The sequence below is a fragment of the Blattabacterium cuenoti genome, from assembly GCF_014252255.1.
GTDB lineage: Bacteria > Bacteroidota > Bacteroidia > Flavobacteriales > Blattabacteriaceae > Blattabacterium > Blattabacterium cuenoti_J.
Genome location: NZ_CP059213.1, coordinates 223,426 through 246,449, shown reverse-complemented (window position 1 = coordinate 246,449; position 23,024 = coordinate 223,426). Strand labels below are relative to the sequence as shown.

Below are 23,024 nucleotides of genomic sequence, written 5' to 3'. Positions count from 1 at the left end.
TATGTCTTCTTATATTAATATTTATAAAGAAAAAAATTGTTTATCAGGATCTATATCTATTACAGGATCTAAAAGTATATCTAATCGTCTTTTAATTTTAAAAGCAATTTATAAAGATGATATTTATATTGAAAATATTTCAAATTGTGAAGATACAAAAGTATTAAAAAAAAGTTTAAACAGTACTTCTAATATATTAGATATTCATCATGCTGGAACTGCTATGCGTTTTTTAACTTCTTATTTTTCTATACAAGAAGGAAAAGAAGTTGTATTAACGGGATCAGATAGAATGAAAGAAAGACCTATTTATGTACTTGTAGAAGCTCTTAAAAAATTAGGATCTAAAATTTTTTATTTGGAAAAAAGTGGATATCCACCAATAAAAATTTTAGGAAAAAAAATTTTAGGAGGTGAAATAGATATAGATGCAAAAATTAGTAGTCAATATATTAGTTCTTTAATGTTAATAGCTAGTCAATTTAAAATGGGTCTAAAAATTTTTTTAAAAGGAAATATTACATCTATTCCATATATAAAAATGACTTTTAATTTACTATCTTTAGCAGGAGTACAAATTTTTTGGGAAAAAAAAATGATTCATATTTATCCAAAAAAAAATAAAGGAAAAAAATATTTTTATATAGAATCAGATTGGAGTTCTGCTTCTTATTACTATTCTATGGCGGCTATTGCAAATAATAGTCATGTTACTTTATCCTCATATAATAATCAAAGTTTACAAGGAGATAGAGAAATTGCTTCTATATATGATAAAAATTTTGGTATTTCTACTTTTTTTGATAAAAATACAATTACGTTAAAGAAAAAATGTAATTTTTTTTTACCAAAATTTATTCATTTAAATTTAAATAAAACTCCAGATCTTGCACAGACTATTGTTGTTACTTGTGCTGCACTTGGAATAAAATGTAATTTAAAAGGATTAGAAACATTAAAAATTAAAGAAACAGATAGATTATTAGCATTAAAAGAAGAATTAATAAAATTTGGTATTATAATAAAAATTACAGATAATTATTTAGAAATAATAAATTTTTGTAGAAAAAAAATTAGTTCATTTATAAAAATAAAAACTTATCAAGATCATAGAATGGCAATGTCTTTTTCTCCACTTGGTTTATGTACTTCTTTTCTAAAAATAGAAAAACCAAATGTTGTAGAAAAATCATATCCTGATTTTTGGAAAGATTTAAAATCTTTAGGATTTTTTATTAATTCTTATGAAGAATAAAAAATTTTTTTTCATAAAATATAAAAAAGTTTATTTTATTTTAATATTTTAATGAAAAATAAATAAAATAATAATAAAAAATTAAAAATCACTTCAATAAGTTAATCAACTTGTATTAAATACAAAAAAAATTTAATTTGTATTCTTAATTTTTTATTAAAGGCCCATTCGTCTATTGGTTAGGACATCAGGTTTTCATCCTGGAAAGAGGGGTTCGATTCCCCTATGGGCTACTATAATTTAGTAATTTAGTTATGGCAAATCATTTATCTTCTTTAAAAAGAATTAGAAAAAATAATAATAGACGTTTACGTAATAAATACGTACATAAAAGTACAAAAACAGCTATAAAAAAATTGTTAAAAAGTGGAAAAAAAGAACAATATCCTATTGTAATTTCTATGATAGATAAATTATCTAAAAAAAATATTATACATGCAAATAAAGCATCTAGATTAAAAATACAATTAAATAAAAAATTAATTATAAAATAATTTTTTATATGTGAAAAATTTTTTAATATTTCATTATTATATAGCTTTTTTAATTATTTTTTTTTTCATTATGGAAATAATATGTATTCTATGTAATATATTTTATAAAAAAATAAATAAAAATTTAATTAAAATTATATTGAATGGAACAGTAATTTTTTTATTTTTTCAATTTTTTATTGGTTTATTTTTAATAATTATGAATTATTATTTTTTTTATAAAAATGAAATTGGTATTATAAAAATTTTAAAACAAAAAAAAATGCGTTTAAAATTTATAGAACATCCAATAATGATGATTATTGGATGTTCTATCTTCATTTTTTTTTATAAAGAATTTTATAAAAAAGAAAAAATTACTAATACAGTTTTATTTTTATTTTTTTTATCTATATTGACTATTATAAGTCGTTTACCTTTCAATATTATTTTCAATATTGATCATTGAATTTAAATATATGAAAATAAATTCATTATCTCCAATAGGAATATTAGATTCTGGAATTGGAGGACTTCTTATAGCTAAAGAAATAAAAATGCAAATGCCTAATGAAAATTTTATTTATTTTGGAGATACAATTAATATGCCTTATGGAGAAAAATCTCAAAAATTTATTATAGAAAATTCTATAAAAATCATTTCTTTTCTTTATAAAAAAAAATGTAAAGCAATAGTTATTGCATGTAATTCAATAACATCTAATGCATTAGATGTTATTGAAAAAAAATTTTATAAAAAAATATTAATATTTAACGTTATTGATCCTATAATAAAAAATAAAATTTTTTTTTCCTCTAAAAAAATAGGAATAATCGCTACACCTGCTACCATACGTTCCAATTTTTATATAAAAAAAATTAAAAAATATTATCATCATTTAAATATAATTCAATCATCTACATCTTCGTTAGCTCCAATGATTGAAAAAGGATTGAAAATAAAAAAAAATATTATTAAAAATTATTTCAATCATTTTCAATCAATAGACACTCTTTTATTAGCTTGTACTCATTATCTATTTCTTAAAAAAGAAATAGATAATTTTTATCATGGAAAAGTTCATTTAATTGATATACAAAAAATAGTAGTAAAAGAAATAAAAAAAAAATTATATAAAAAAAAGTTATTATGTGTTACAAACAAAAAAAATAAAAAATATCCTATTTTTTATACATCTAATTTTATTCCTACTTTTTTTGAAAAAAAAGTTAAAATTATTTTTGGAGAAAAAGTTTTTATTAAAACACATATTTTTAATTTTTTCTAATTTGTGCGTCAATAACAGATAAAGTCGTTAAATTCACTATTTCTTCTATACTAGATTGCATTTGCATAACATGAGCTGGTTTTCGCATTCCTAACATTATAGGCCCAATAGTTTGAACATTACCCAATCCTCTAATAAATTTATAAGTTAAATTTCCTGATTCTAAATTAGGAAAAATAAAAATATTTGCTCTTTTTTTAACAAGTTTAGAAAAAGGAAATTTACTAGCCAATAAAAATTCATTTAAAGCAAAATCAGGTTGTAATTCTCCATCTACTATTAGATCTGGATATTTTTTATGTAAAAAATCTACTGTACGAGAAACTTTAGAAGATGTTTTTGAATTAGATGAAAAATTTTGAAAAGATAACATTGCTATATGTGGTTCAATATCAAATCCTTTAACTACATGAGAAGACATTAAAGCTATTCTAGCTAATTCTTCACTGGTAGGATCTTGAATAACAGCTGTATCTGCTAAAAATAAAGGTCCACGTTTTGTTAATAAAATCATCATTCCTGCTGTTTTTTGTACTAAGTTAGCTCTACCAATTACTTCTAACATTGGACGTAAACTTAATGAAAAACTTCTTGAATAACCAGTAATAACTGCATCTGCTTCTCCTTGATCTACCATCATAGCTCCAAAATGATCATTAGTTCGCATACGAATTGTTGAATCGTATAAAGTCAAACCTTTTCGGTTTCTTCTTTTCCAAAGAATTTTGGCAAAATTTTCTACTTTTTTTCTATTTTTTTCTTTTTCTGGATCTATAATGTGTAATTCTATATCTATTTTATTTTCATTTATTAAATATTTAATACGATCTTCATTTCCTAAAAGAACAGGAAATGAAACTATTCCTTCTTCATGAAGTATTTGAACAGATTTTAATACATCATATTCCTCTCCGTTACAAAAAACAACTTTTTTAGGATTTGTACGAGCTCTATTTTGAATCATTCTAAGCATTTTACTTTCATATCCCATTCTATCAAGTAATTTTTCTTGATAAATTTCCCAATTTAAAATTGGATTTCTTGCTACTCCCGAATTCATTGCTGCTTTAGCTACAGCAGGAGCAACACGAGTAATTAAACGATTATCAAAAGGTTTTGGAATAATATATTCTTTTCCAAAAGAAATATTTTTTTTATTATAAACAATATTTACTTGTTCTGGAACAGGTTCTTTTGCTAAAGAAGCTATAGCATATATAGCTGCTAATTTCATTTCATCATTAATTACACTCGCATTAACATCTAATGCTCCTCTAAATATATAAGGAAATCCTAAAACATTATTAACTTGATTTGGATAATCACTTCTTCCAGTAGCCATAATAATATCTGGACGTACTTTAATTGCTAAATTATAATCTATTTCTGGATCAGGATTAGCCATTGCAAAAACAATAGGATTTTTTGCCATACTTTTTAACATATTAGGAGTTAATATTCCTCCTATAGATAAACCAATAAAAACATCTGCATTTTTAATAGCTTCATCCAATTTTTGTATTGGATAATAAGTATTGATAGCGAACTCTTTTTTTTCATTATTTAAATCAATTCTTGAAGAATGTAATAATCCCTTACTATCAAACATAAAAATATTTTTAGGATTTACACCTAATTGTTTATAAGTTCTTGTACATGAAATAGCAGCAGAACCCGCTCCATTAACAACCATTTTAATTTTATTAATTTTTTTTCCAACAAAAGTAATAGCATTTAATAATGCAGCTCCTGATATAATAGCTGTTCCATGTTGATCATCATGCATTACAGGAATATTTAATTCTTTTTTAAGTCTTCTTTCTATTTCAAAAGCTTCTGGAGCTTTTATGTCTTCTAAATTAATTCCTCCAAAAGTAGGAGCAATAGCTTTGACTGTTTCTATAAATTTTTCAGGATCAGACTCATCTATTTCTATATCAAAAACATCAATTCCAGAAAAAATTTTAAATAATAGAGCTTTTCCTTCCATTACAGGTTTAGAAGCTAATGCTCCAATATCTCCAAGACCTAATACTGCTGATCCATTTGTAATAACTGCTACGAGATTTCCTTTAGATGTATATTTATATACTTCTTGAGAAGAACGAGCTATTTCTTTACAAGGTTCTGCGACACCTGGTGAATAAGCAAGAGATAAATCTCTTTGACTACTATATTTTTTGGTAGGAGTAATTTGTATTTTTCCAGAAGGAAATTGACTATGATAATTTAAAGATTCTTCACGAAAATTACTTATTTTTTTTCTCATTTTTTCATATATATATGTTAAAATATTAATTAATAATTAATAATAATAATTCTGAAAAAGAAACAGTTTTCTTAAAAAAAGAATATTATTATTTCCAATAAATTTCCTTTTCTATAAAATATTTTTTTATTTTATCTGTTTTCCACCTTATTATAAGTTTATAATATCCTCTTTTTAAAAATTTTTTAGGAATAAATAATGTTTTTTCTGAATTTTCTAATATTTTAAAATATTTTGTAATATCTAAATCTTTAGAAGATGATCTAAATAAAGTAAAAAATCCATAAAAATTTTCATTAATAGATGGAAATTGAATTATAATTCCAGAAGATAAAATAGAAATTTTTATTTTTTTATTTTTTGGAAGTTTTAATACATTTTTTTTTTCATTTATAATATCTTGATATTTTATTTCTTCTTCATAATATCTATCCGATACAAGTTGACTTTTTGCATAAGGAAAAAAAAACGCAATATAAATAATAAAAATTATAAAAATAACTAAAGATAACACAATTCCAGTATCAAAATTGAATTTTATTTTCATAATTAAAATTTTTTATAAAAAAAATATAAATGAATATATATATATAATAGAATATCATATTTTACTCCATTCTATTATTTTTTTTCCTTGAGGAGCTTTATATATTGAAGGTTTTTTATATATTTTATTAATAAAATAAACATAACTAGATATTTTTTCAATATCATTTCCTTTAATTTCTCCTGATTTTCCAAAAGCACGCATAGTAGGATTATTATCACTTCCATTCCAAATGATAGAAAAAATATTTTTAAATAAATCTTTTTCATTTATATTAATCCAATAATTATCTGTTAAATTAGGACCTATATTTCCACTTCCATCTAACTTATGACAAGTAGCACAATTTTCATTAAAAAGAATTTTTCCATTATTAATTAAATTTTTTTTAAAAAAAGCATTTTCTATAGTTACTTGAGGTGTTTTTTTTTCAAAAATCTCTATTTCTTTCAATTGATTTTTATAAGTTATATCATATTCCTTATAAGGATTAGAAAAATCGATTAATAAATAAGAAAAAAAATAAATCGCGGAAAAAATAATTGTTAAATAAAAAAGATGGATCCACCACAATGGTAATTTATTATCTAATTCTATAATACCATCAAATCCATGATCTATTTTTTTTACTCCATTATTGATATCTTTATGATCATGAAATATAAATTTATAAAATCTGTAAAAATAATTTCCTTCATTTTCTTTTAAAATTTTTATTTTTTCTTCTTTTGAAAAAAATTTTATTTTTTCTATAAAAATTAAATTATTAATAGATTCTAAAATATATAATAATATTGTTACTATAATAAAAAAAGAAATAGTTATAGGATGAAAAAAATAAGATTTATAATTAAAACTTATAAAAAAAACATAAAATATAAATATTATAATAAATAAAAAAGAAGGAATCATAATAAAAGAAGGAATTTTAGATCTCATAACTTTTTCTTTTTTTTTCTTCTTCTAAAGGAATTAAACTTATTTTTTTATAATATTCTTTTGGTTTAAAAAAAACAAAAAATAAAATCAAAAAAAAAATTAATAAAAATAAAATTAACATAATAGATTGAAAAATTCCTATATTTTTTTCTTCTATAAAATATTTTTTAAAAAAACTTATCATTAAATTACGATTTAATATCTGTACCAAGACGTTGTAAATAAGCAATAATAGCTATTATTTCTCTTTTTTCTAAAGGAATAAATTTTTCTTTTTCTATTTTTTTTTGTTGATTAATTTTTTTTTCTAAACTTGGACATTCTTTATAAATATCATATACAATTTTATTTGCTTGACGATCCATATCTTTATTCCAATTTTTTATATATTCTGAAGTATATGGAACGCCTAATTTTATCATTGCTTTTATTTTTTTTTCTGTATTAGATCTATCTAATTTATTATAAATTAACCAAGGATATCTTGGCATAATTGAACCAGGAGAAGTCGATCTTGGATTATACATATGATTATAATGCCAAGAATTAGGATTTTTTCCTCCTTCTCTAGCTAAGTCAGGGCCAGTTCGTTTAGAACCCCAAAGAAATGGATGATCATATACAAATTCTCCTGCTTTAGAATATTCTCCATAACGAACAACCTCATCTCTGAATGGACGAACTTGTGCGCTATGACAAGAATTACATCCTTCTCTAACAAATAAATCTCGACCTTCTAATTCAAGAGCTTTATAAGGTTTAACATTATGAATAGTAGGAACATTAGATTTAATGATTAAAGTAGGTATTATTTCTATAAAACCTCCAATAGCTACTGCTATAAAAGAAAAAATTGTTAATTGTATTGGTTTTTTTTCTAACCAACTATGAAAATTATCATTTTGATTTTTTTTTATTTCATAAAATGGATTACATTTAAATTCTTCATTATTAATTGAATATCCTTTTTTAATTGTTTTAATAATATTAAAAATCATTAAAATAAAACCTAAAAAATAAATCATTCCACCTATAAATCTTATTTTATAAAATGGAATAATAGATAATACTGAATCTAAAAAATTTTTATAAGTTAAAGTTCCATCTGGATTAAATTTTTTCCACATCATAGATTGTAATATAGATCCAAAATACATAGGAAAAATATATAATATAATTCCTAAAAAACCTAACCAAAAATGAATATTAGCTAATGATATAGAATATAACTTAGTATTCCATATTTTTTGTGTTAACCAATATATAATTCCAAAAGCCATAAATCCATTCCATCCTAAAGTCCCTAAATGAACATGAGCTATAATCCAATCTGTAAAGTGTCCAATCGAATTTAAAGTTTTAGTAGCAAGCATTGGTCCTTCAAAAGTAGCCATTCCATAACAAGTAATTCCTACTACAAAAAATTTTAATATAGGATTTTTCTTTACTTGATTCCAATCCCCTCTTAATGTAAGTAATCCATTTAACATTCCTCCCCAAGAAGGAGCAATTAACATAATAGAAAAAATAGTTCCTAAAACTTGAGCCCAATTAGGAAGAGATGTATACATTAAATGATGTGGACCAGCCCAAATATATACAAATATTAATGACCAAAAATGGATAATAGAAAGTTTATAAGAAAAAATAGGTTGATTAGAAGCTTTAGGAACAAAATAATACATTAACCCTAATATAGGTGTAGTTAAAATAAATGCAACAGCATTATGTCCATACCACCATTGCATTAAAGCATCTTGAACTCCAGCATATATAGAATAACTTTTAAAAGACAAAAGAGATATAGGTAATTCAAGATTATTAAATAAATGCAACATAGCAACAGCAACCCATGTTCCTAATAAAAACCAAATACTAACATATAAATGATTTATTCTTCTTTTTAAAATAGTACCTATCATATTAATACCATAAATAATCCAAATAAAAAATATTCCTATATCTATGGGCCATTCATGTTCAGAATATTCTTTACTGGTATTGATTCCTAATAAAAAAGTAATCCAAGTAGATAAAATAAATATTTGCCATCCCCAAAAATGAATCCAACTAAGAATATCACTAAAAATTCTAGTTTTTAATAAACGTTGTAAAGAATAATAATAACCAGTAAAAATTATATTTCCAACAAAAGCAAAAATAGTAGTATTTGTATGTAACATTCTCCATCGTCCAAATCCCATAATTCCTTGAGAATCTTTTAATTTATTCCCAAAAATAAAATCAGGAATTTCTGGACAAAATAATAACAATGCTATAAATAATCCAGCTAAAAATCCAATAAAAGCCCAAAATATTGTAGCATATAAAAAAGCTTTTACAATACGATTGTTATAATAATATGATGTATTTAATTTCATTTTTATTAAATTAAAGAATCATTTTTTTTCAGTATCATCAATCAAAATTCTAATTCTAGGAGATTCATAATCATCAAATTGTCCAGAATAAAGACAAATTAAAAAAAATATTAAAAAAATACCACCAAGAATAATACTTGATAATATCATAATAATTAATATATCCATAATAAAATAAATAAAAATTTTATAACTTTTTTTAAAGTTAAAATATAAATTTTCGTGAAACTATCCAAGTAGATATAATAGAAAAAAAAATAACAGAAAAAGAACTTAAAGGCATTAAAACAGCGGCTATTAAAGGTTTTAAATTTCCAGTTATCGCAAAATAAATTCCTATAATATTATAAAAAAAACTAATCATAAAATTAAAAATCACTAATTTTTTAGCAATTTTAGATATTTTTAAAAATAAAAAAATTTGATTTAAACAATCAGATTGTAAAAAAGCATCACAACTTGGGAAGAAACCCGTTGTATTTTCAGATATCGCAACACCTACTTCACTTTGACTTAAAGCAGCACAATCATTAATTCCATCTCCAAACATCATTACATTATCTCCTTTTATTTGTAATTTTTTAACATAATTTAATTTATCTTCTGGACTTTGATTAAAAATAACTTTTCCAGATTTAGGTAAAATAGATTGTAAATATTTTTTTTCTAATTCATTTTGATCTCCAGAAAGAATAATTATTTTATATTTTTTTAAATTTTTAAAAATATTTTTTAAACCTTTTCTATAAAAATTTCTAAATAAAAAATAACCTATAAATTTATTATTTATAGAAACAGAAACTGTTGTTTGGTTTCTATTATTTTCTTTAATACCTAAATATTTTTTTGATCCAATTTTAACTGGTATGTTTTTTATTATACCTTCTAATCCTTCTCCCATTATCTCTTTAAAATTTTTTATAGAATAAAAATCTTTTATAGATAATTCTGACAATATTCTTTGACTTAAAGGATGACTAGAATTTTTTAATAAAGATGCTATAATTTTTTTTTCCTCATATTTAATATTTCCTACAAAATATATTTTTTCTTTATTAGTATCAGTTATAGTTCCTGTTTTATCAAAAATTATAGTTTTTATCGTAGATATTTTTTCCATTGTAAAAATATCTTTTATATAAAAACTTTTTTTAGAAAAAAATCGTATTATATTTCCAAATATTAATGGAGAAGAAAGTACTAAAGCACAAGGACAAGTAATAATTAAAATTGAAAAAGTAGTTTGAAATACTTTTGATATATCATTATTGAAATACCAATATATTCCTGTTACTATAGAAATAGTCAAAATAATAGGAGTAAAATATTTACTAAATTTAGTAGAAATTGAATTTAAATAAAATAATTTTTTACTATGATTAGATTTACTTTTATTCCATAATAAGCTCAAATAACTATGATCTACATTTTTAATCACTTTTACAATAATTCTTTCTCCTTTTTGTTTAGATCCAGCATATATTTTATCTCCTATTTTTTTATTTATTAAATAAGATTCTCCTGTAATAAAACTATTATCTAATACAGCACTTCCTTTCATTAAAATAGAATCAGCAGGAATAATTTCTTCATTTTTAATAAAAATTAAATCTCCTTTTCTTAAAGAAGAAAGCAAAATTTTTTCTTCTTTTTTATTTTTATTTATTTTGGTTATTAAAATTGGATAAAAAGATTTATAATTTTTATTAAAAGAAATAATTTTATTATGAGTATGAATTTGAAATATTCTACTTATAAGTAGAAATAAAGAAAAACTAGAAATACTATCAAAATATCCAGATCCTAAATCAAAAAAAATTTCATAACAACTCCATAAAAAAATCACTAATATTCCAATAGAAATAGGAACATCCATATTTAAAACATGTTTTTTTAATCCAAAAATAGCATATTTTATATGATCTTTAAAAGAAGATATTACAATTGGTAAAGATAAAATTAACATTAAATAACGAAAAAAATTTCTATTTTCAAAAAACCATACATCTTTATAAGCCCCAACATATTCTGGAATTGCTAAAAGCATAATATTTCCAAAACAAAAAAATGAAATAGCTAATTTTTCTATTAATTTCCTATCAAATGTGTTAATTTTTTTTTTTTCTATTAATTCAAAATTAATAGAAGGACGATACCCCATATTATCAAGTAGTTTAGCTAAACTACTTAATTTAAATTCAATATTATTAAATGTTATCCAAATTTGTTTACTAGAAAAATCTACAGTAGATTCTAAAATATTTTTATGAAATTTGGATAAACTTTCTAAAATAAAAATACAAGAACTACAATGAATAGAAGGTATTAAAAAACGAACAGTTGTAATGTTATTATGATTAAAATCAATTATTTTTTCTGCAATTTTATTATTATCAAGAAAATAAAAAGAATTATTTTTTTTCATAAAAAATTCTATTTTTCTATTTATTAAAATTAATTAGATTCTTTTATATATTTTTTATATTCTTCTAAAGACATTAATTGATTATATTCTTTTATATCTAAAATTTCTATTTGTATAATCCATCCTTCATTATAAGAATTTTTATTAATAAGTTCTGGTTGAGATAATAATTTTTTATTAATTCTAAGAATAGAACCTGAAACAGGCATAAATAAATCAGAAACAGTTTTTACTGCTTCTATTGTTCCAAATGAATTTCCTTGTTGTATTTGTTTTCCTATTATAGAATCTTCTACGTCTAAATAAACAATATCTCCTAACTCATTTTGGGCAAAATGAGTAATTCCTACATAAGCTTTTTTATTTTTTTGAATTTCTACTCCTATCCACTCATGATTTTTACTATACCTAAAATTATTGGTATTCATATTCATATTCATAAATAATATTATTTATTTTTATATAATGTCCATTTTTTTTTCAAAAAAAGAAAAATTTTATAAAAAAGATACATTTTTCTTTTAAAAAAGAAATTATTTCTTCCATTTTTAATAGATGTAAGATATAAATTTATTTTTTTTTCTATTCCATAAGAATTTTTTTCATCAAATTTCCATAAAATATATTTTTCAATCTGATCAATTAACAAATCATCATAATTTAATGATGTAGCATATCCAGCTTTCTTAAGCTCTATAGCCCAAGATTGATAGTCATTATTTTTTAATAAAAATAATTTAGAATAACGTGGTTTTTGTAAAATTTTTGAATGATCTTGGTAAGAATCTTTAATAGAATTATATTTACGAAAACATTCTTTTGGATGATCATCATCATGGTAATAAATATCTCCTATCCAATTTTTTCCACATTTAATTCCAAAATGATTATTTGTTTCTTTAGATAAAATACTATTTCCACTAGAAGATTCTAAAATTCCTTGTCCTAATTTTATACTAGCTGGTATTCCAAATTTTTCCATTTCTTCAATAGCAAAAACTGCATATTTTTTAATATATTGAATGACATTTTCTATTTCTATATTTTGTTCTTTTTTTTCTTTTGAGAAAGATAAAAATGAAAATATCAAAAAAAATAATAAAAAATAAAAGATTTTTTTCATTATAATTATCTTAATAAATAAAATTACATTTTTTCCTATTTTTCTAAAAAATTTTATCAATTAATATCAATTAAGTAAAAAGTGTCCATAATAAACCAGTTTCAATAAATAACTCTTTTTTTTTAAAAAAATTTTTATAATGAAATCCTATATTTTTAATACTAAAATAAAATATAGTTTTATGTAATTTAAAATTACAAAAATAATCTATAAAGAAATTTTTTCCAGTTTTATTTGGATAACATTCTTTTTCTGAAGAAAAAACATGAATATCAAAAGGATAATAAATTTTTTGATAATAAAAACTACTAAAATAATGAATAGAAAAACCAGTTTTCATTAATAAATTTTTTTTAAAAAAAGAATTTTCATAAAAAATTGTATTTCGTGATAAAAAATTGGGTAAAGAAAAAATTAATGGATTAGAATCATATTTTTGATATAAAAAAAGATTATTAACTTTATACCTCCATATATTATGTGTTGTTTTTATTACAAAACTATATAATTGTAAATATTTACGGTATAAAAATTTTTCCATTTCTTTTTTATCATCTATAAATGAATGATCTAATTTAGATATAGAAAAAGAAATATCGTAATTTTTATGATTAAATAAAGAAAAATTTATTATCTTTTCTTGATCAAAAACCAACATATTTTTTCGTTTATTATTATAACAATCTTCATTTTCTTTTAGTATATAAAGATGAATAAAATCAGGAGTATATCCTTTATTTTGAAAAAAATGAAATTGGGTTAAAAAATAAAATTTTGAAAATAAAAAAATATGAAATTTTATATTCATATGTAAATATGGTTTTTTAAAATTATTAGATATTATCATATATTTACCAAATGAATATAATTTTATTATATTATTAATTGGGTAATTTATTTTAGTTTCTAAAGAAAAATTATTTATATATTTATTTTTAGGAATTAATCTATTTTTATTATAATATTTATTAAAAAATAATTGATAATGTATTTTATCAAAAATAGATCCTAATTCTATATTGAAATCATTTTTTTGAAATATTAAAAATAAACCATTTTTTATAAAAAAATGATTAATTTTATTGTCTTGTTCAGAAAATAAATGACTTTTATGGTATTTTTCATATTCCATATAAGTTTTAACAAAGAATGATTGATTTTTTTTAGAAAAAATATTTTTAAAAAAACTTATATAAAATCTATCATTTATCAATTTTTTTTGATCAAAAAAAACATTTTTATAATTTTTTATATTATTCCATTTTATAATTTCTTCTTTTTCTTTAAAAAAAAATTTTTGTTTTATATAATGACCCCATAATTTATAATTAAAATCATATATATTTTTATTTTTTCTATCTTGATAATTAAAAGTCATTAATAATAATTCTTGATTTTTTTCTAAAAAAAATTCATTTTTTAAATGAAGGTTTTTATATTCTATAGAATAATTAATTTTTTCATTTGGATTTTGAGAAAAAAAACCACCTAATATTTTTTCTTGAAAAAGATTACTTTTATAAAAAATTTCTGAAATAGGAGTTTTAACATCAAAATATTGAATTTTTTCACGATAAAAAAAAGGATCTTTAAAAAAAAGAATTTTTTGAAAATTATATATATTTTTTTTTTCAAAATTACTATTAGGAATTAAAAAATTCTGACCATTTCCAATATTATAAAATAATCCAAAATTGTCATTTTTAAAAAAATCATGATAATAATATTTCTTAATTGAAAAAGATTCTATTTCTAATAAATTTTTTTTAAATTGATTTTTTTCTGTCCAAAATTTGTAATCTTGATAATTAGGATAATAAATATCTATATTATTTTTTTTAGTATTAAAATTTTTTTTAAAATTAATACTTAATATTTCTTTTTTATCTTGATCTATTTTATCTATTATATACTCCATAGAATAAATAGAAATAGAAAAAGAAAATATAAAAAAATAAAAAAGAAATATTTTCATATAATCCATATAATAATCCAATAAAATTAAACTATACTACTATACTACTACTAATTATATTATATAATTATAACTATATTATATCATTTAATATATATAAAAAAAATTTATATATCTTTGTGTAAGGTAAAATGTCATTTCTGTAAAGTAAATGGTATTCTTAAATTAAAATTAATTTAATTGAGGATAAATTGTATCCCAAAAATATTTACAAGGCTTGTCTTTATGACGGCCTTTTTTATCATATAAAAATACCATAAACCATGTTTAAATTTAATTTTATAACTATTCAGAAAAAAATTTTAGCTGATAGTACTACACCAATAGAATTATATTTAAAATTAAGAGATATATTTCCAAATACATTATTATTAGAATCTTTTGATTCTAAAGTTTATAAAAATAATTTTTCTATTCTTTGTATGAATCCAATTTCAGAACTTATTCTAGATAAAAATGTATTACAAATATCATATCCAAATTATGTTCATAAACATATATTCATTAATGATAGATTGGATATTCAAATTTTAATTGAGGATTTTTTTCAAAAATTTAAAAGTGAAAATGCTTCTATTTATTATTCTGGATTATATGGTTATATATCTTATGATAGCATTCAATATTTTGAAAATATTCAATTTCATGCTCCAATTAAAAAAATATATAATATCCCACAAATAAGATTTAGTTTTTATAAAAATATTATTATATTTCGTCATTTTTATAATGATATTCATTTAATTGAACATCAATTTATTAATATTAATAAAAAAACTTATATTGATAAATTAATAGAATTAATAAAAAAGAAAAATTTTTCTTCTTTTTCATTTAAACCTATAGGAAATTGTTCTTCAAATATTACGGATATAGGATATCAAAAAATGGTATCACAAGGAATTAAAGCTTGTTTACGGGGAGATGTTTTTCAAATAGTATTATCTAGACAATTTCAACAAAAATTTAAAGGAGATGAATTTAATGTATATCGTTCTTTACGATTTATAAATCCATCTCCATATCTTTTTTATTTTGATTATGGAAATTATAAATTATTTGGATCTTCTCCAGAATCACAGTTAATTATTAATAATAAAATAGCTTATATAAATCCAATAGCAGGAACTATACGTAGATCTGGAAATAAAGAAAAGGATAAAAAATTATCTGAAATTCTTTCTAAAAATCCAAAAGAAAATGCAGAACACGTTATGTTAGTAGATTTAGCAAGAAATGATTTAAGCAAAAATTCTTATAATGTAAAAGTAGAAAAATTTAAGGAAATTCAAATTTTTTCTCATGTTATACATATGATATCTAAAGTATCTGGAAAATTAGAAGATAATATATCAATTATAAAAATATTTGGAGATACTTTCCCAGCAGGAACTTTATCAGGAGCACCTAAATATAAAGCAATGGAATTAATAGATAAAATAGAAAACCAACATAGAGGAATATATGGAGGAGCTATTGGTTTTTTTGGATTAAATAATGATTATATTAATACAGCTATAGTTATTCGTTCTTTTATAAGTAAAAATAATACTCTTTTTTTTCAGGCTGGTGCAGGTATTGTTTCCGAATCTAAAGAAGAAAAAGAATTGGAAGAAGTTAATAATAAACTTATGGCTTTATTTAAATCTATCAAATTAGCTAAAAATATATGAATATGAAGTATTATGAATAAAATACTTATTTTAGATAATTATGATTCTTTTACTTATAATCTTGTTCATGCTGTAAAAAAATTAACAAAAAATTCTGTACAAGTATATAGAAATAATGAAATTAAGCTTTCTGATATAGAAAAATACAATAAAATTATTCTTTCTCCAGGACCTGGAATTCCTGATGAAGCACATATTTTAAAACCTTTAGTAAAAACTTTTGCTTCTACAAAAAGTATTTTTGGAGTTTGTTTAGGACAACAAGCAATAGGAGAAGTTTTTGGAGCAACTCTTCTTAATACTAAAGAAGTTTATCACGGAATAGCTAGTTCAATAAAAATTATAGATTCAAAAGAAGTTTTATTTAAAAAATTACCTAAAGAAATTAAAGTTGGTCGTTATCATTCTTGGATTATATCTCCACATAATTTTCCTAAAGAACTTCAAATTACAGCAATTGGAGATAAAGGAGAAATCATGGCTTTACGTCATAAATTTTACGATGTACGAGGAGTACAATTTCATCCAGAATCTATTTTAACTCCATATGGAGAAAAAATTATAAATAATTGGTTGAAAATGAAGTAATAATGAAAAAAATATTAGAAAATCTTTTTTTAGAAAAATCTTTAACAAAACAAGAGGCTAAAAATATTATTATAGAATTATCAAAAGGAAAAATTAATGAAACTCATATAGTAGCTATATCTACTATATATAATATGAGAACACCTACTTTAGAAGAAATAATAGGATTTAGACAAGCATTAATGGAATTATGTATAAAAATAAATTTAAAAGAATTTAATGCTATTGATATAGTAGGAACAGGTGGGGATAAAAAAAATACTTTTAATATTTCTACTTTAGCATGTTTTATAGTAGCAGGAGCAGGAGAAAAAGTTATTAAACATGGTAGTTTTAGTTCTTCATCAATATCTGGATCTTCCAATTTATTAAAAGGTTTAGGATATAATTTTACAAATAAAGAAGAAAATTTAAAAAATCAATTAGAAAAAGTTGGAATTTGTTATTTACATGCACCTATGTTTCATCCCGTTTTAAATATGATATCTAAAACGAGAAAAGAATTAGGTATTAGAACTATTTTTAATACACTTGGTCCGTTAATTAATCCAGTAGAACCAAAAAATCAATTATTAGGAGTTTCTAATTTAGAAATTGCTAGAATTTATTATTATATGTATCAAAAAAATATACAAAATAATTATGCTATTATTCATAGTTTAGATGGTTATGATGAAATAACATTAACGAATGATGTTAAATATTATTCTACAAAAGGTGAAAGATTATTTTCTGTGGAAAAATTATTAAAAATAGGAAAAAATAAAATAAAAATAAATCCATATGAATTAAAAGGAGGAAAAAATATAAAAGAAAATATTCGTATGTTTATTAGTGTTTTATCTGGAGAAGGTACTTTATTTCAAAATGAAGTTGTTTTAATAAATGCTACATTTGCGTTAAGCTTACTCAATAAAGATAGTTTTGAAAATAATTATAATAAAGCAAAACAATCCTTAAAAAGTGGAAAAGCAAAAAATATTCTCAAAAAATTATTGAGCTTATGAATTTTCTTGAAAAAATAGTTTTTTTCAAAAAAAAAGAAGTGCATAATAATAAAATAGTACATTCTATAAAAAAATTAGAAAAATGTTTTCTTTTTGAAAGAAAAACTTTTTCATTAGTTAAAAATTTAAAAAAAAAAAAAACTGGAATTATTGCAGAATTTAAATTAAAATCTCCATCTAAAGGAATTATAAATAATACAGTTTCAGTAGAAAAAGTAGTTAAAGATTATGAATTATCAGGAGTCAGTGGAATATCAATTCTTACAGATAAGAAATTTTTTTCTGGAAAAAATGAAGATTTAGAAAAATCACGTTCTTTAGTTTCTATTCCTATATTAAGGAAAGATTTTATTATAGATGAATATCAAATTATAGAATCTAAATCTATAGGATCTGATGTTATTTTATTAATTGCTAATATACTTTCTAAAAATCAAATTAAAAATTTTTCAAAACTTGCAAAAAGTATTAATTTAGAAGTTATTATTGAAATTCATAATGAATTCGATATTGATAAAATATCAGAATATATAGATATTGTAGGTATTAATAATAGAAATTTACAAACTTTTATTATCAATTATAATAATTGTTTTAAATTATTTTCCAAAATTCCTAATAATTATATAAAAATAGCAGAAAGTGGAATTAGTAATGTAAATCGTATTTTAGAGTTAAAAAAACAAGGATTTCAAGGTTTTTTAATTGGGGAATATTTTATGAAAAAAAAGGATCCTGGTGGAACTTGTAAAAAGTTAATAAAATCTTTATTACAAAATGTACTATGAATAGTAAATTATTAAAAATTAAAATATGTGGAATAAAATTTCATATACAAAAAATTTCTAATTTATTACCTGATTTTATGGGATTTATATTTTATCCTAATTCTCCTAGATTTGTAGGTTATGATTTTATTATTCCAGAATTAAAAAAAGGTATATTGAAAATTGGAGTTTTTGTAAATGAAGAAGAAAAAAAATTATTAGAAATAAATAAAAAAAATAAATTTGATTTTGTTCAATTACATGGGACAGAAAATCCTTTTTATTGTGAAAAATTATTTAAAAATAAATTAAAATTAATTAAAGCTTTTAGAATAGATAATTTTTTTTCTTTTAAAAAAACTATAGATTATGTTCCTTTTTGTACTTATTTTTTATTTGATAATAATACAATTTATTATGGAGGAAGCGGAAAAAAATTTTGTTGGGAAAAACTTTATGAATATAATTTTAAAATTCCATTTTTTTTAAGTGGAGGAATTGGTATAAAAGATTTTGATAAAATTAAAAATTTTTCACATTCAAAAATGTTTGGAATTGATCTTAATAGTAAATTTGAAATTTTACCAGGAAAAAAAGATAGTATCTTATTAAATCCATTTATAAAAAAAATAAGAAGATTATGAAGTATTTTGTTGATAACAATGGGTATTATGGAGAATTTGGTGGAGCTTTTATTCCTGAAATGTTATATTATAATATAACAGAATTACAAAATAAATATAAAAAATTTATTACAAGTTTTGAATTTCAAAAATTGTATAAAGAAATATTAAAAGATTATGTGGGAAGACCTACTCCTTTATTTTTTTGTAAAAAATATTCTGAAAAATATAAAGCTAAAATTTATTTTAAAAGAGAAGATTTAAATTATACAGGATCACATAAAATTAATAATGCTATAGGTCAATCATTATTAGCAAAAAAATTAGGTAAAAAAAAAATTATTGCTGAAACAGGAGCTGGTCAACATGGAGTAGCTACTGCTACTGCTTGTGCATTAATGGATTTAAAATGTATTATTTTTATGGGAGAAATGGATATACAACGTCAGTATTCTAATGTTCTTAGAATAAAATCTCTTGGAGCTGAAATTATTCCTGTTTGTAGTGGAGATAAAACTTTAAAAGATGCAGTAAATGAAGCTATTCGTTATTGGATAAATCATCCAGAATATTATTATTTAATTGGTTCTACAGTGGGCCCTCATCCTTATCCTCAAATGGTTGCAGATATTCAATCTATTATTAGTGAAGAAATTAAAATGCAATTAAAAGAAAAAGAAGAATCTTATTTTCCTAATTATGTAATTTCTTGTATAGGTGGAGGAAGTAATGCAGCTGGATCTTTTTATTATTTTTTAGATAATGATTCTGTGAATCTTATTGCCGTAGAAGCAGCAGGATTAGGTATCAATACAAAAAAAACAGCTGCAACTATTCATTGTGGATCTCAAGGAATATTACATGGAAGTATGACTATGCTTTTACAAAATACAGATGGTCAAGTTATTCCTGCTTATTCTATATCTCCAGGATTAGATTATCCTGGGATAGGACCTATGTTTGCTAATCTTTTTGTCAAAAAACGTGTTAATTTTTTATCATCAACAGATGAAGAAGCTTTACAAGCTGGATATGAACTAACACGGTTGGAAGGAATCATTCCTGCTTTAGAAAGTTCTCATGCATTAGCAGTATTAAAAAAAATATCTTTTAAAAAAGAGGATATTGTTGTGATAACTCTATCTGGAAGAGGGGATAAAGATATTAAGATTTATGAAAAATTTTTTAAAAAATTATATAATAATGAAAATGAATAAAATACATAATTTATTTATAAATAAAAATAAAAAAATATTATGCATTTATTTTACAGCTGGATTTCCAAATATAAATAGTACAATTAAAATAATAAAAATATTACAAAATTTACCTGTTGATTTAATAGAAATAGGAATACCTTATTCTGATCCTTTAGCGGATGGTGTAATTATTCAAAATAGTAATAAAATATCATTAAATAATGGAATGAATCTTTCTTTATTATTTTCACAACTTCAACAATATAAAAATAAAATAAAAATTCCTATTATTCTTATGGGATATTATAATCAATTTTATAAGTTTGGAGAAAAAAAATTTTTAAAAAAATGTGAACAATCAGGAATTTCTGGATTAATTATTCCAGATCTCCCTATAGATATTTTTATAAAAAAATATCAAAATTTATTAAAAAAATATTTATTATCAATGATATTTTTAATTACTCCACAAACAGATTCAGATAGAGTTACTTTATTAAGTAAATTAACTGATGGTTTCTTATATTTAGTTTCTTCTAATTCTATAACAGGAAAATTTGATGATTTTTTTGGAAAAAAACAAATATCTTTTTTTGAACGTATAAAAAAATTATCTATAAATATTCCTAAATTAATTGGTTTTGGTATAAATAATAAAAAAACTTTTGATTTTTCATGTCAATACGCAAATGGAGCAATTATTGGAAGTTCTTTTATTCAATCATTAAATAAAAATCAATTAGAAGAAAGTATTAAAAAATATATAAAATCGATTATAAATTAGATTTTTTTCCAAAAAGAAAAGTTCCTAATCTAATAATATTACTTCCATATTTTATTGCTATATGATAATCTCTACTCATACCCATAGAAAGTATATAATGCTTATATTTTTTTTTATATTCATTATATAACGAATGTAAATATGAAAATTCTTTCTGTATTTTTGATAGTTCTTGAAAAGAAGCAATACCCATTAAACCTATTATTTTTACATTATTCATAGATTGATAAATTTTATTTTCTAATATTTTATAAGCTTCTTGATCAGTTATTCCAGATTTACTTTTTTCGGATGAAATTTTAATTTGTAAAAGACAATTAATAATTTTATTATATTTTAACGCAATTTTATTTATTATTTGAATTTGTTTTAAATTTTGAACACTGTGAATTAAATAAATAAAAGGTATTATATACTTTAATTTATTATTTTGTATTCTTCCAATCATATGCCAACGAATATCTTTTGGTAAATTTTTATATTTTTTTATTATTTCTTGAATATAATTTTCTCCAAAATCTCTTTGTCCTAATTTGTATAATTTTTTTATAGAATAAATATCTTGACTTTTAGATACTGCTAAAATTTTTACATTTTTTGGAATTAATTTTTTTATAGAAAAAAATCTATTTTTTATCATGATGAAAATTTTCTTTCAAATTCTTTCATAATTTCAATTAAAAATTGAACACTTTTTAATGGAAGAGCATTATATATACTTGCTCTATATCCTCCAAAAAATCTATGTCCATCTAATCCAATAATGTTTTCTTTTTTCCACATTTTATTAAATTCTTTTTCCAATTTTTTTTCCTTTAAAAAAAATGAGACATTCATATTAGAACGATCTTCTTTATGTATTTTATTTTCAAATAAACTATTTTTATCTATTTCATCATATAATAATTTAGCTTTATTTTTATTTTCTTTTTCTAAAATAGAAAGTCCTCCTTTATTTTCTATCCATTCTAAAGTTAACATAGAAGTATAAATAGAAAAAACATTTGGAGTATTTAAAATACTTTTATTTTGTATATGAATTTGATAATCCATATAAGAAGGAATATTTTTTTTAGTTGTCTTTAAAATATTTTTTTTAATTATTACAATAGTCATTCCAGCAGAACTTACATTTTTTTGAGCAGAAGCATAAATTAAACTAAATTGATAAAAATTTAATTTTCTACTAAAAATATCAGAAGACATATCACAAATTATTGGAACAGATGTTTTAGGAAAAATTTTCATTTGTGTTCCAACAATTGTATTATTAGATGTACAATGAAAATAATCGACATTATGTGGAATTTTATAATTTTTTAATATATATGTATATTGATTTTCTTTTCCAGAAAATAAAATATTTACTTTTCCAAATTTTTTAGCTTCTTTAATAGCATTAATGGACCAAAATCCTGTATCTAAATAAGCAGCTTCTTTGTCCATTAAATTATATGGAACCATTGAAAATTGCAATGTAGCTCCTCCTTGAAGAAATAAAATAGCGTAATCATCATTTAAGTTCATAACTCGTTTGACTAAACAAGTAGTTTTTTCTATTATTTCTAAAAAATCTATACTTCGATGAGAAATTTCAAGTAAAGATAAACCAGAACCATTAAAATCAATTACAGATTGAGCCGATTTTATAATAACTTCTTTAGGTAAAATAGAAGGACCAGCATTGAAATTATGTATTATCATAAA

At 21.0% G+C, this 23,024-nt stretch carries 23 protein-coding genes and 1 tRNA gene; 12 read left to right on the top strand and 12 right to left on the bottom strand.

Going from position 1 to position 23,024, the window contains the following annotated elements:
- The first annotated feature begins 1 nt into the window (after position 1).
- The 5 genes from H0H41_RS01165 to murI all read left to right on the top strand — a co-directional run bounded on the left by H0H41_RS01165 (position 2) and on the right by murI (position 3,017).
- Positions 2–1,255 carry a 3-phosphoshikimate 1-carboxyvinyltransferase gene (locus H0H41_RS01165; RefSeq protein ID WP_185872419.1) on the top strand — a complete coding sequence of 418 codons (1,254 nt, stop codon included), beginning with the start codon at positions 2–4 and terminating at the stop codon, positions 1,253–1,255.
- 161 nt (positions 1,256–1,416) lie between these two features.
- Positions 1,417–1,488: transfer RNA gene (locus H0H41_RS01160), tRNA-Glu, on the top strand.
- 21 nt (positions 1,489–1,509) lie between these two features.
- Positions 1,510–1,749, top strand: coding sequence for a 30S ribosomal protein S20 (gene rpsT, locus H0H41_RS01155; protein ID WP_185872418.1), 240 nt, complete (start codon positions 1,510–1,512; stop codon positions 1,747–1,749).
- Between the two features lie 199 nt (positions 1,750–1,948).
- On the top strand, positions 1,949–2,197 hold the full coding sequence (locus H0H41_RS01150) for a hypothetical protein (RefSeq protein WP_185872417.1): 249 nt from the start codon (positions 1,949–1,951) through the stop codon (positions 2,195–2,197).
- 10 nt (positions 2,198–2,207) lie between these two features.
- Positions 2,208–3,017 carry a glutamate racemase gene (gene murI / locus H0H41_RS01145; RefSeq protein ID WP_185872416.1) on the top strand — a complete coding sequence of 270 codons (810 nt, stop codon included), beginning with the start codon at positions 2,208–2,210 and terminating at the stop codon, positions 3,015–3,017.
- Here the strand turns inward: murI and H0H41_RS01140 are convergent.
- The 10 genes from H0H41_RS01140 to H0H41_RS01095 all read right to left on the bottom strand — a co-directional run bounded on the left by H0H41_RS01140 (position 3,004) and on the right by H0H41_RS01095 (position 14,676).
- Complete coding sequence (locus H0H41_RS01140; protein WP_185872415.1) at positions 3,004–5,286, bottom strand: NADP-dependent malic enzyme; 2,283 nt, start codon at positions 5,284–5,286, stop codon at positions 3,004–3,006. The two genes, murI and H0H41_RS01140, sit on opposite strands and share 14 nt — an antisense overlap.
- 88 nt (positions 5,287–5,374) lie before the next feature.
- A complete protein-coding gene (locus H0H41_RS01135; RefSeq protein ID WP_185872414.1) occupies positions 5,375–5,833 on the bottom strand; it encodes a cytochrome C oxidase Cbb3 in 459 nt (152 codons plus the stop codon).
- A 54-nt stretch (positions 5,834–5,887) separates the two neighbouring features.
- A complete protein-coding gene (locus H0H41_RS01130) occupies positions 5,888–6,772 on the bottom strand; it encodes a cbb3-type cytochrome c oxidase N-terminal domain-containing protein (RefSeq protein WP_185872413.1) in 885 nt (294 codons plus the stop codon).
- Positions 6,762–6,956, bottom strand: a complete 195-nt coding sequence (locus H0H41_RS01125) for a cytochrome oxidase (RefSeq protein ID WP_185872412.1) — start codon at positions 6,954–6,956, stop codon at positions 6,762–6,764. The genes H0H41_RS01130 and H0H41_RS01125 overlap by 11 nt, the downstream gene beginning before the upstream one ends.
- A 4-nt stretch (positions 6,957–6,960) precedes the next feature.
- Entirely contained in the window at positions 6,961–9,153 is a 2,193-nt protein-coding gene (ccoN, locus tag H0H41_RS01120) for a cytochrome-c oxidase, cbb3-type subunit I (RefSeq protein ID WP_185872411.1), read from the bottom strand.
- Positions 9,154–9,171: 18 nt separating this feature from the next.
- On the bottom strand, positions 9,172–9,321 hold the full coding sequence (ccoS, locus tag H0H41_RS01115; protein ID WP_185872410.1) for a cbb3-type cytochrome oxidase assembly protein CcoS: 150 nt from the start codon (positions 9,319–9,321) through the stop codon (positions 9,172–9,174).
- Positions 9,322–9,358: 37 nt separating this feature from the next.
- Positions 9,359–11,578, bottom strand: coding sequence for a heavy metal translocating P-type ATPase (locus H0H41_RS01110; RefSeq protein WP_185872409.1), 2,220 nt, complete (start codon positions 11,576–11,578; stop codon positions 9,359–9,361).
- Positions 11,579–11,607: 29 nt separating this feature from the next.
- Positions 11,608–12,006 carry a glycine cleavage system protein GcvH gene (gcvH, locus tag H0H41_RS01105; RefSeq protein WP_185872504.1) on the bottom strand — a complete coding sequence of 133 codons (399 nt, stop codon included), beginning with the start codon at positions 12,004–12,006 and terminating at the stop codon, positions 11,608–11,610.
- Positions 12,007–12,026: 20 nt separating this feature from the next.
- Positions 12,027–12,701: a glycoside hydrolase family 73 protein gene (locus tag H0H41_RS01100; RefSeq protein ID WP_185872408.1), complete on the bottom strand. Its 675-nt coding sequence runs from the start codon at positions 12,699–12,701 to the stop codon at positions 12,027–12,029.
- A 70-nt stretch (positions 12,702–12,771) separates the two neighbouring features.
- A complete protein-coding gene (locus tag H0H41_RS01095; RefSeq protein ID WP_185872407.1) occupies positions 12,772–14,676 on the bottom strand; it encodes a putative porin in 1,905 nt (634 codons plus the stop codon).
- A 263-nt stretch (positions 14,677–14,939) separates the two neighbouring features.
- Between H0H41_RS01095 and H0H41_RS01090 the strand changes: the two genes are divergently transcribed.
- The 7 genes from H0H41_RS01090 to trpA are packed head-to-tail and all read left to right on the top strand — an operon-like array spanning position 14,940 to position 21,317.
- Positions 14,940–16,349 (top strand): anthranilate synthase component I family protein, encoded by a 1,410-nt coding sequence (locus tag H0H41_RS01090; protein ID WP_185872406.1) that lies wholly within the window; start codon positions 14,940–14,942, stop codon positions 16,347–16,349.
- A 12-nt stretch (positions 16,350–16,361) separates the two neighbouring features.
- On the top strand, positions 16,362–16,937 hold the full coding sequence (locus H0H41_RS01085) for an anthranilate synthase component II (protein WP_185872405.1): 576 nt from the start codon (positions 16,362–16,364) through the stop codon (positions 16,935–16,937).
- 2 nt (positions 16,938–16,939) lie between these two features.
- Positions 16,940–17,944 (top strand): anthranilate phosphoribosyltransferase, encoded by a 1,005-nt coding sequence (trpD, locus tag H0H41_RS01080; protein ID WP_185872404.1) that lies wholly within the window; start codon positions 16,940–16,942, stop codon positions 17,942–17,944.
- A complete protein-coding gene (trpC, locus tag H0H41_RS01075; RefSeq protein WP_185872403.1) occupies positions 17,941–18,732 on the top strand; it encodes an indole-3-glycerol phosphate synthase TrpC in 792 nt (263 codons plus the stop codon). The genes trpD and trpC overlap by 4 nt, the downstream gene beginning before the upstream one ends.
- Positions 18,729–19,355, top strand: a complete 627-nt coding sequence (trpF, locus tag H0H41_RS01070) for a phosphoribosylanthranilate isomerase (protein ID WP_185872402.1) — start codon at positions 18,729–18,731, stop codon at positions 19,353–19,355. The genes trpC and trpF overlap by 4 nt, the downstream gene beginning before the upstream one ends.
- Positions 19,352–20,551, top strand: coding sequence for a tryptophan synthase subunit beta (trpB, locus tag H0H41_RS01065; RefSeq protein WP_185872401.1), 1,200 nt, complete (start codon positions 19,352–19,354; stop codon positions 20,549–20,551). The genes trpF and trpB overlap by 4 nt, the downstream gene beginning before the upstream one ends.
- On the top strand, positions 20,544–21,317 hold the full coding sequence (gene trpA / locus H0H41_RS01060; RefSeq protein WP_185872503.1) for a tryptophan synthase subunit alpha: 774 nt from the start codon (positions 20,544–20,546) through the stop codon (positions 21,315–21,317). The genes trpB and trpA overlap by 8 nt, the downstream gene beginning before the upstream one ends.
- Here the strand turns inward: trpA and H0H41_RS01055 are convergent.
- Both H0H41_RS01055 and serC read right to left on the bottom strand, forming a co-directional pair.
- Positions 21,307–21,957 carry a YggS family pyridoxal phosphate-dependent enzyme gene (locus H0H41_RS01055; protein ID WP_185872400.1) on the bottom strand — a complete coding sequence of 217 codons (651 nt, stop codon included), beginning with the start codon at positions 21,955–21,957 and terminating at the stop codon, positions 21,307–21,309. The genes trpA and H0H41_RS01055 overlap by 11 nt on opposite strands.
- Positions 21,954–23,021, bottom strand: coding sequence for a 3-phosphoserine/phosphohydroxythreonine transaminase (gene serC, locus H0H41_RS01050; RefSeq protein ID WP_185872399.1), 1,068 nt, complete (start codon positions 23,019–23,021; stop codon positions 21,954–21,956). Before serC ends, H0H41_RS01055 begins: the two co-directional genes overlap by 4 nt.
- Positions 23,022–23,024: the final 3 nt, after the last annotated feature.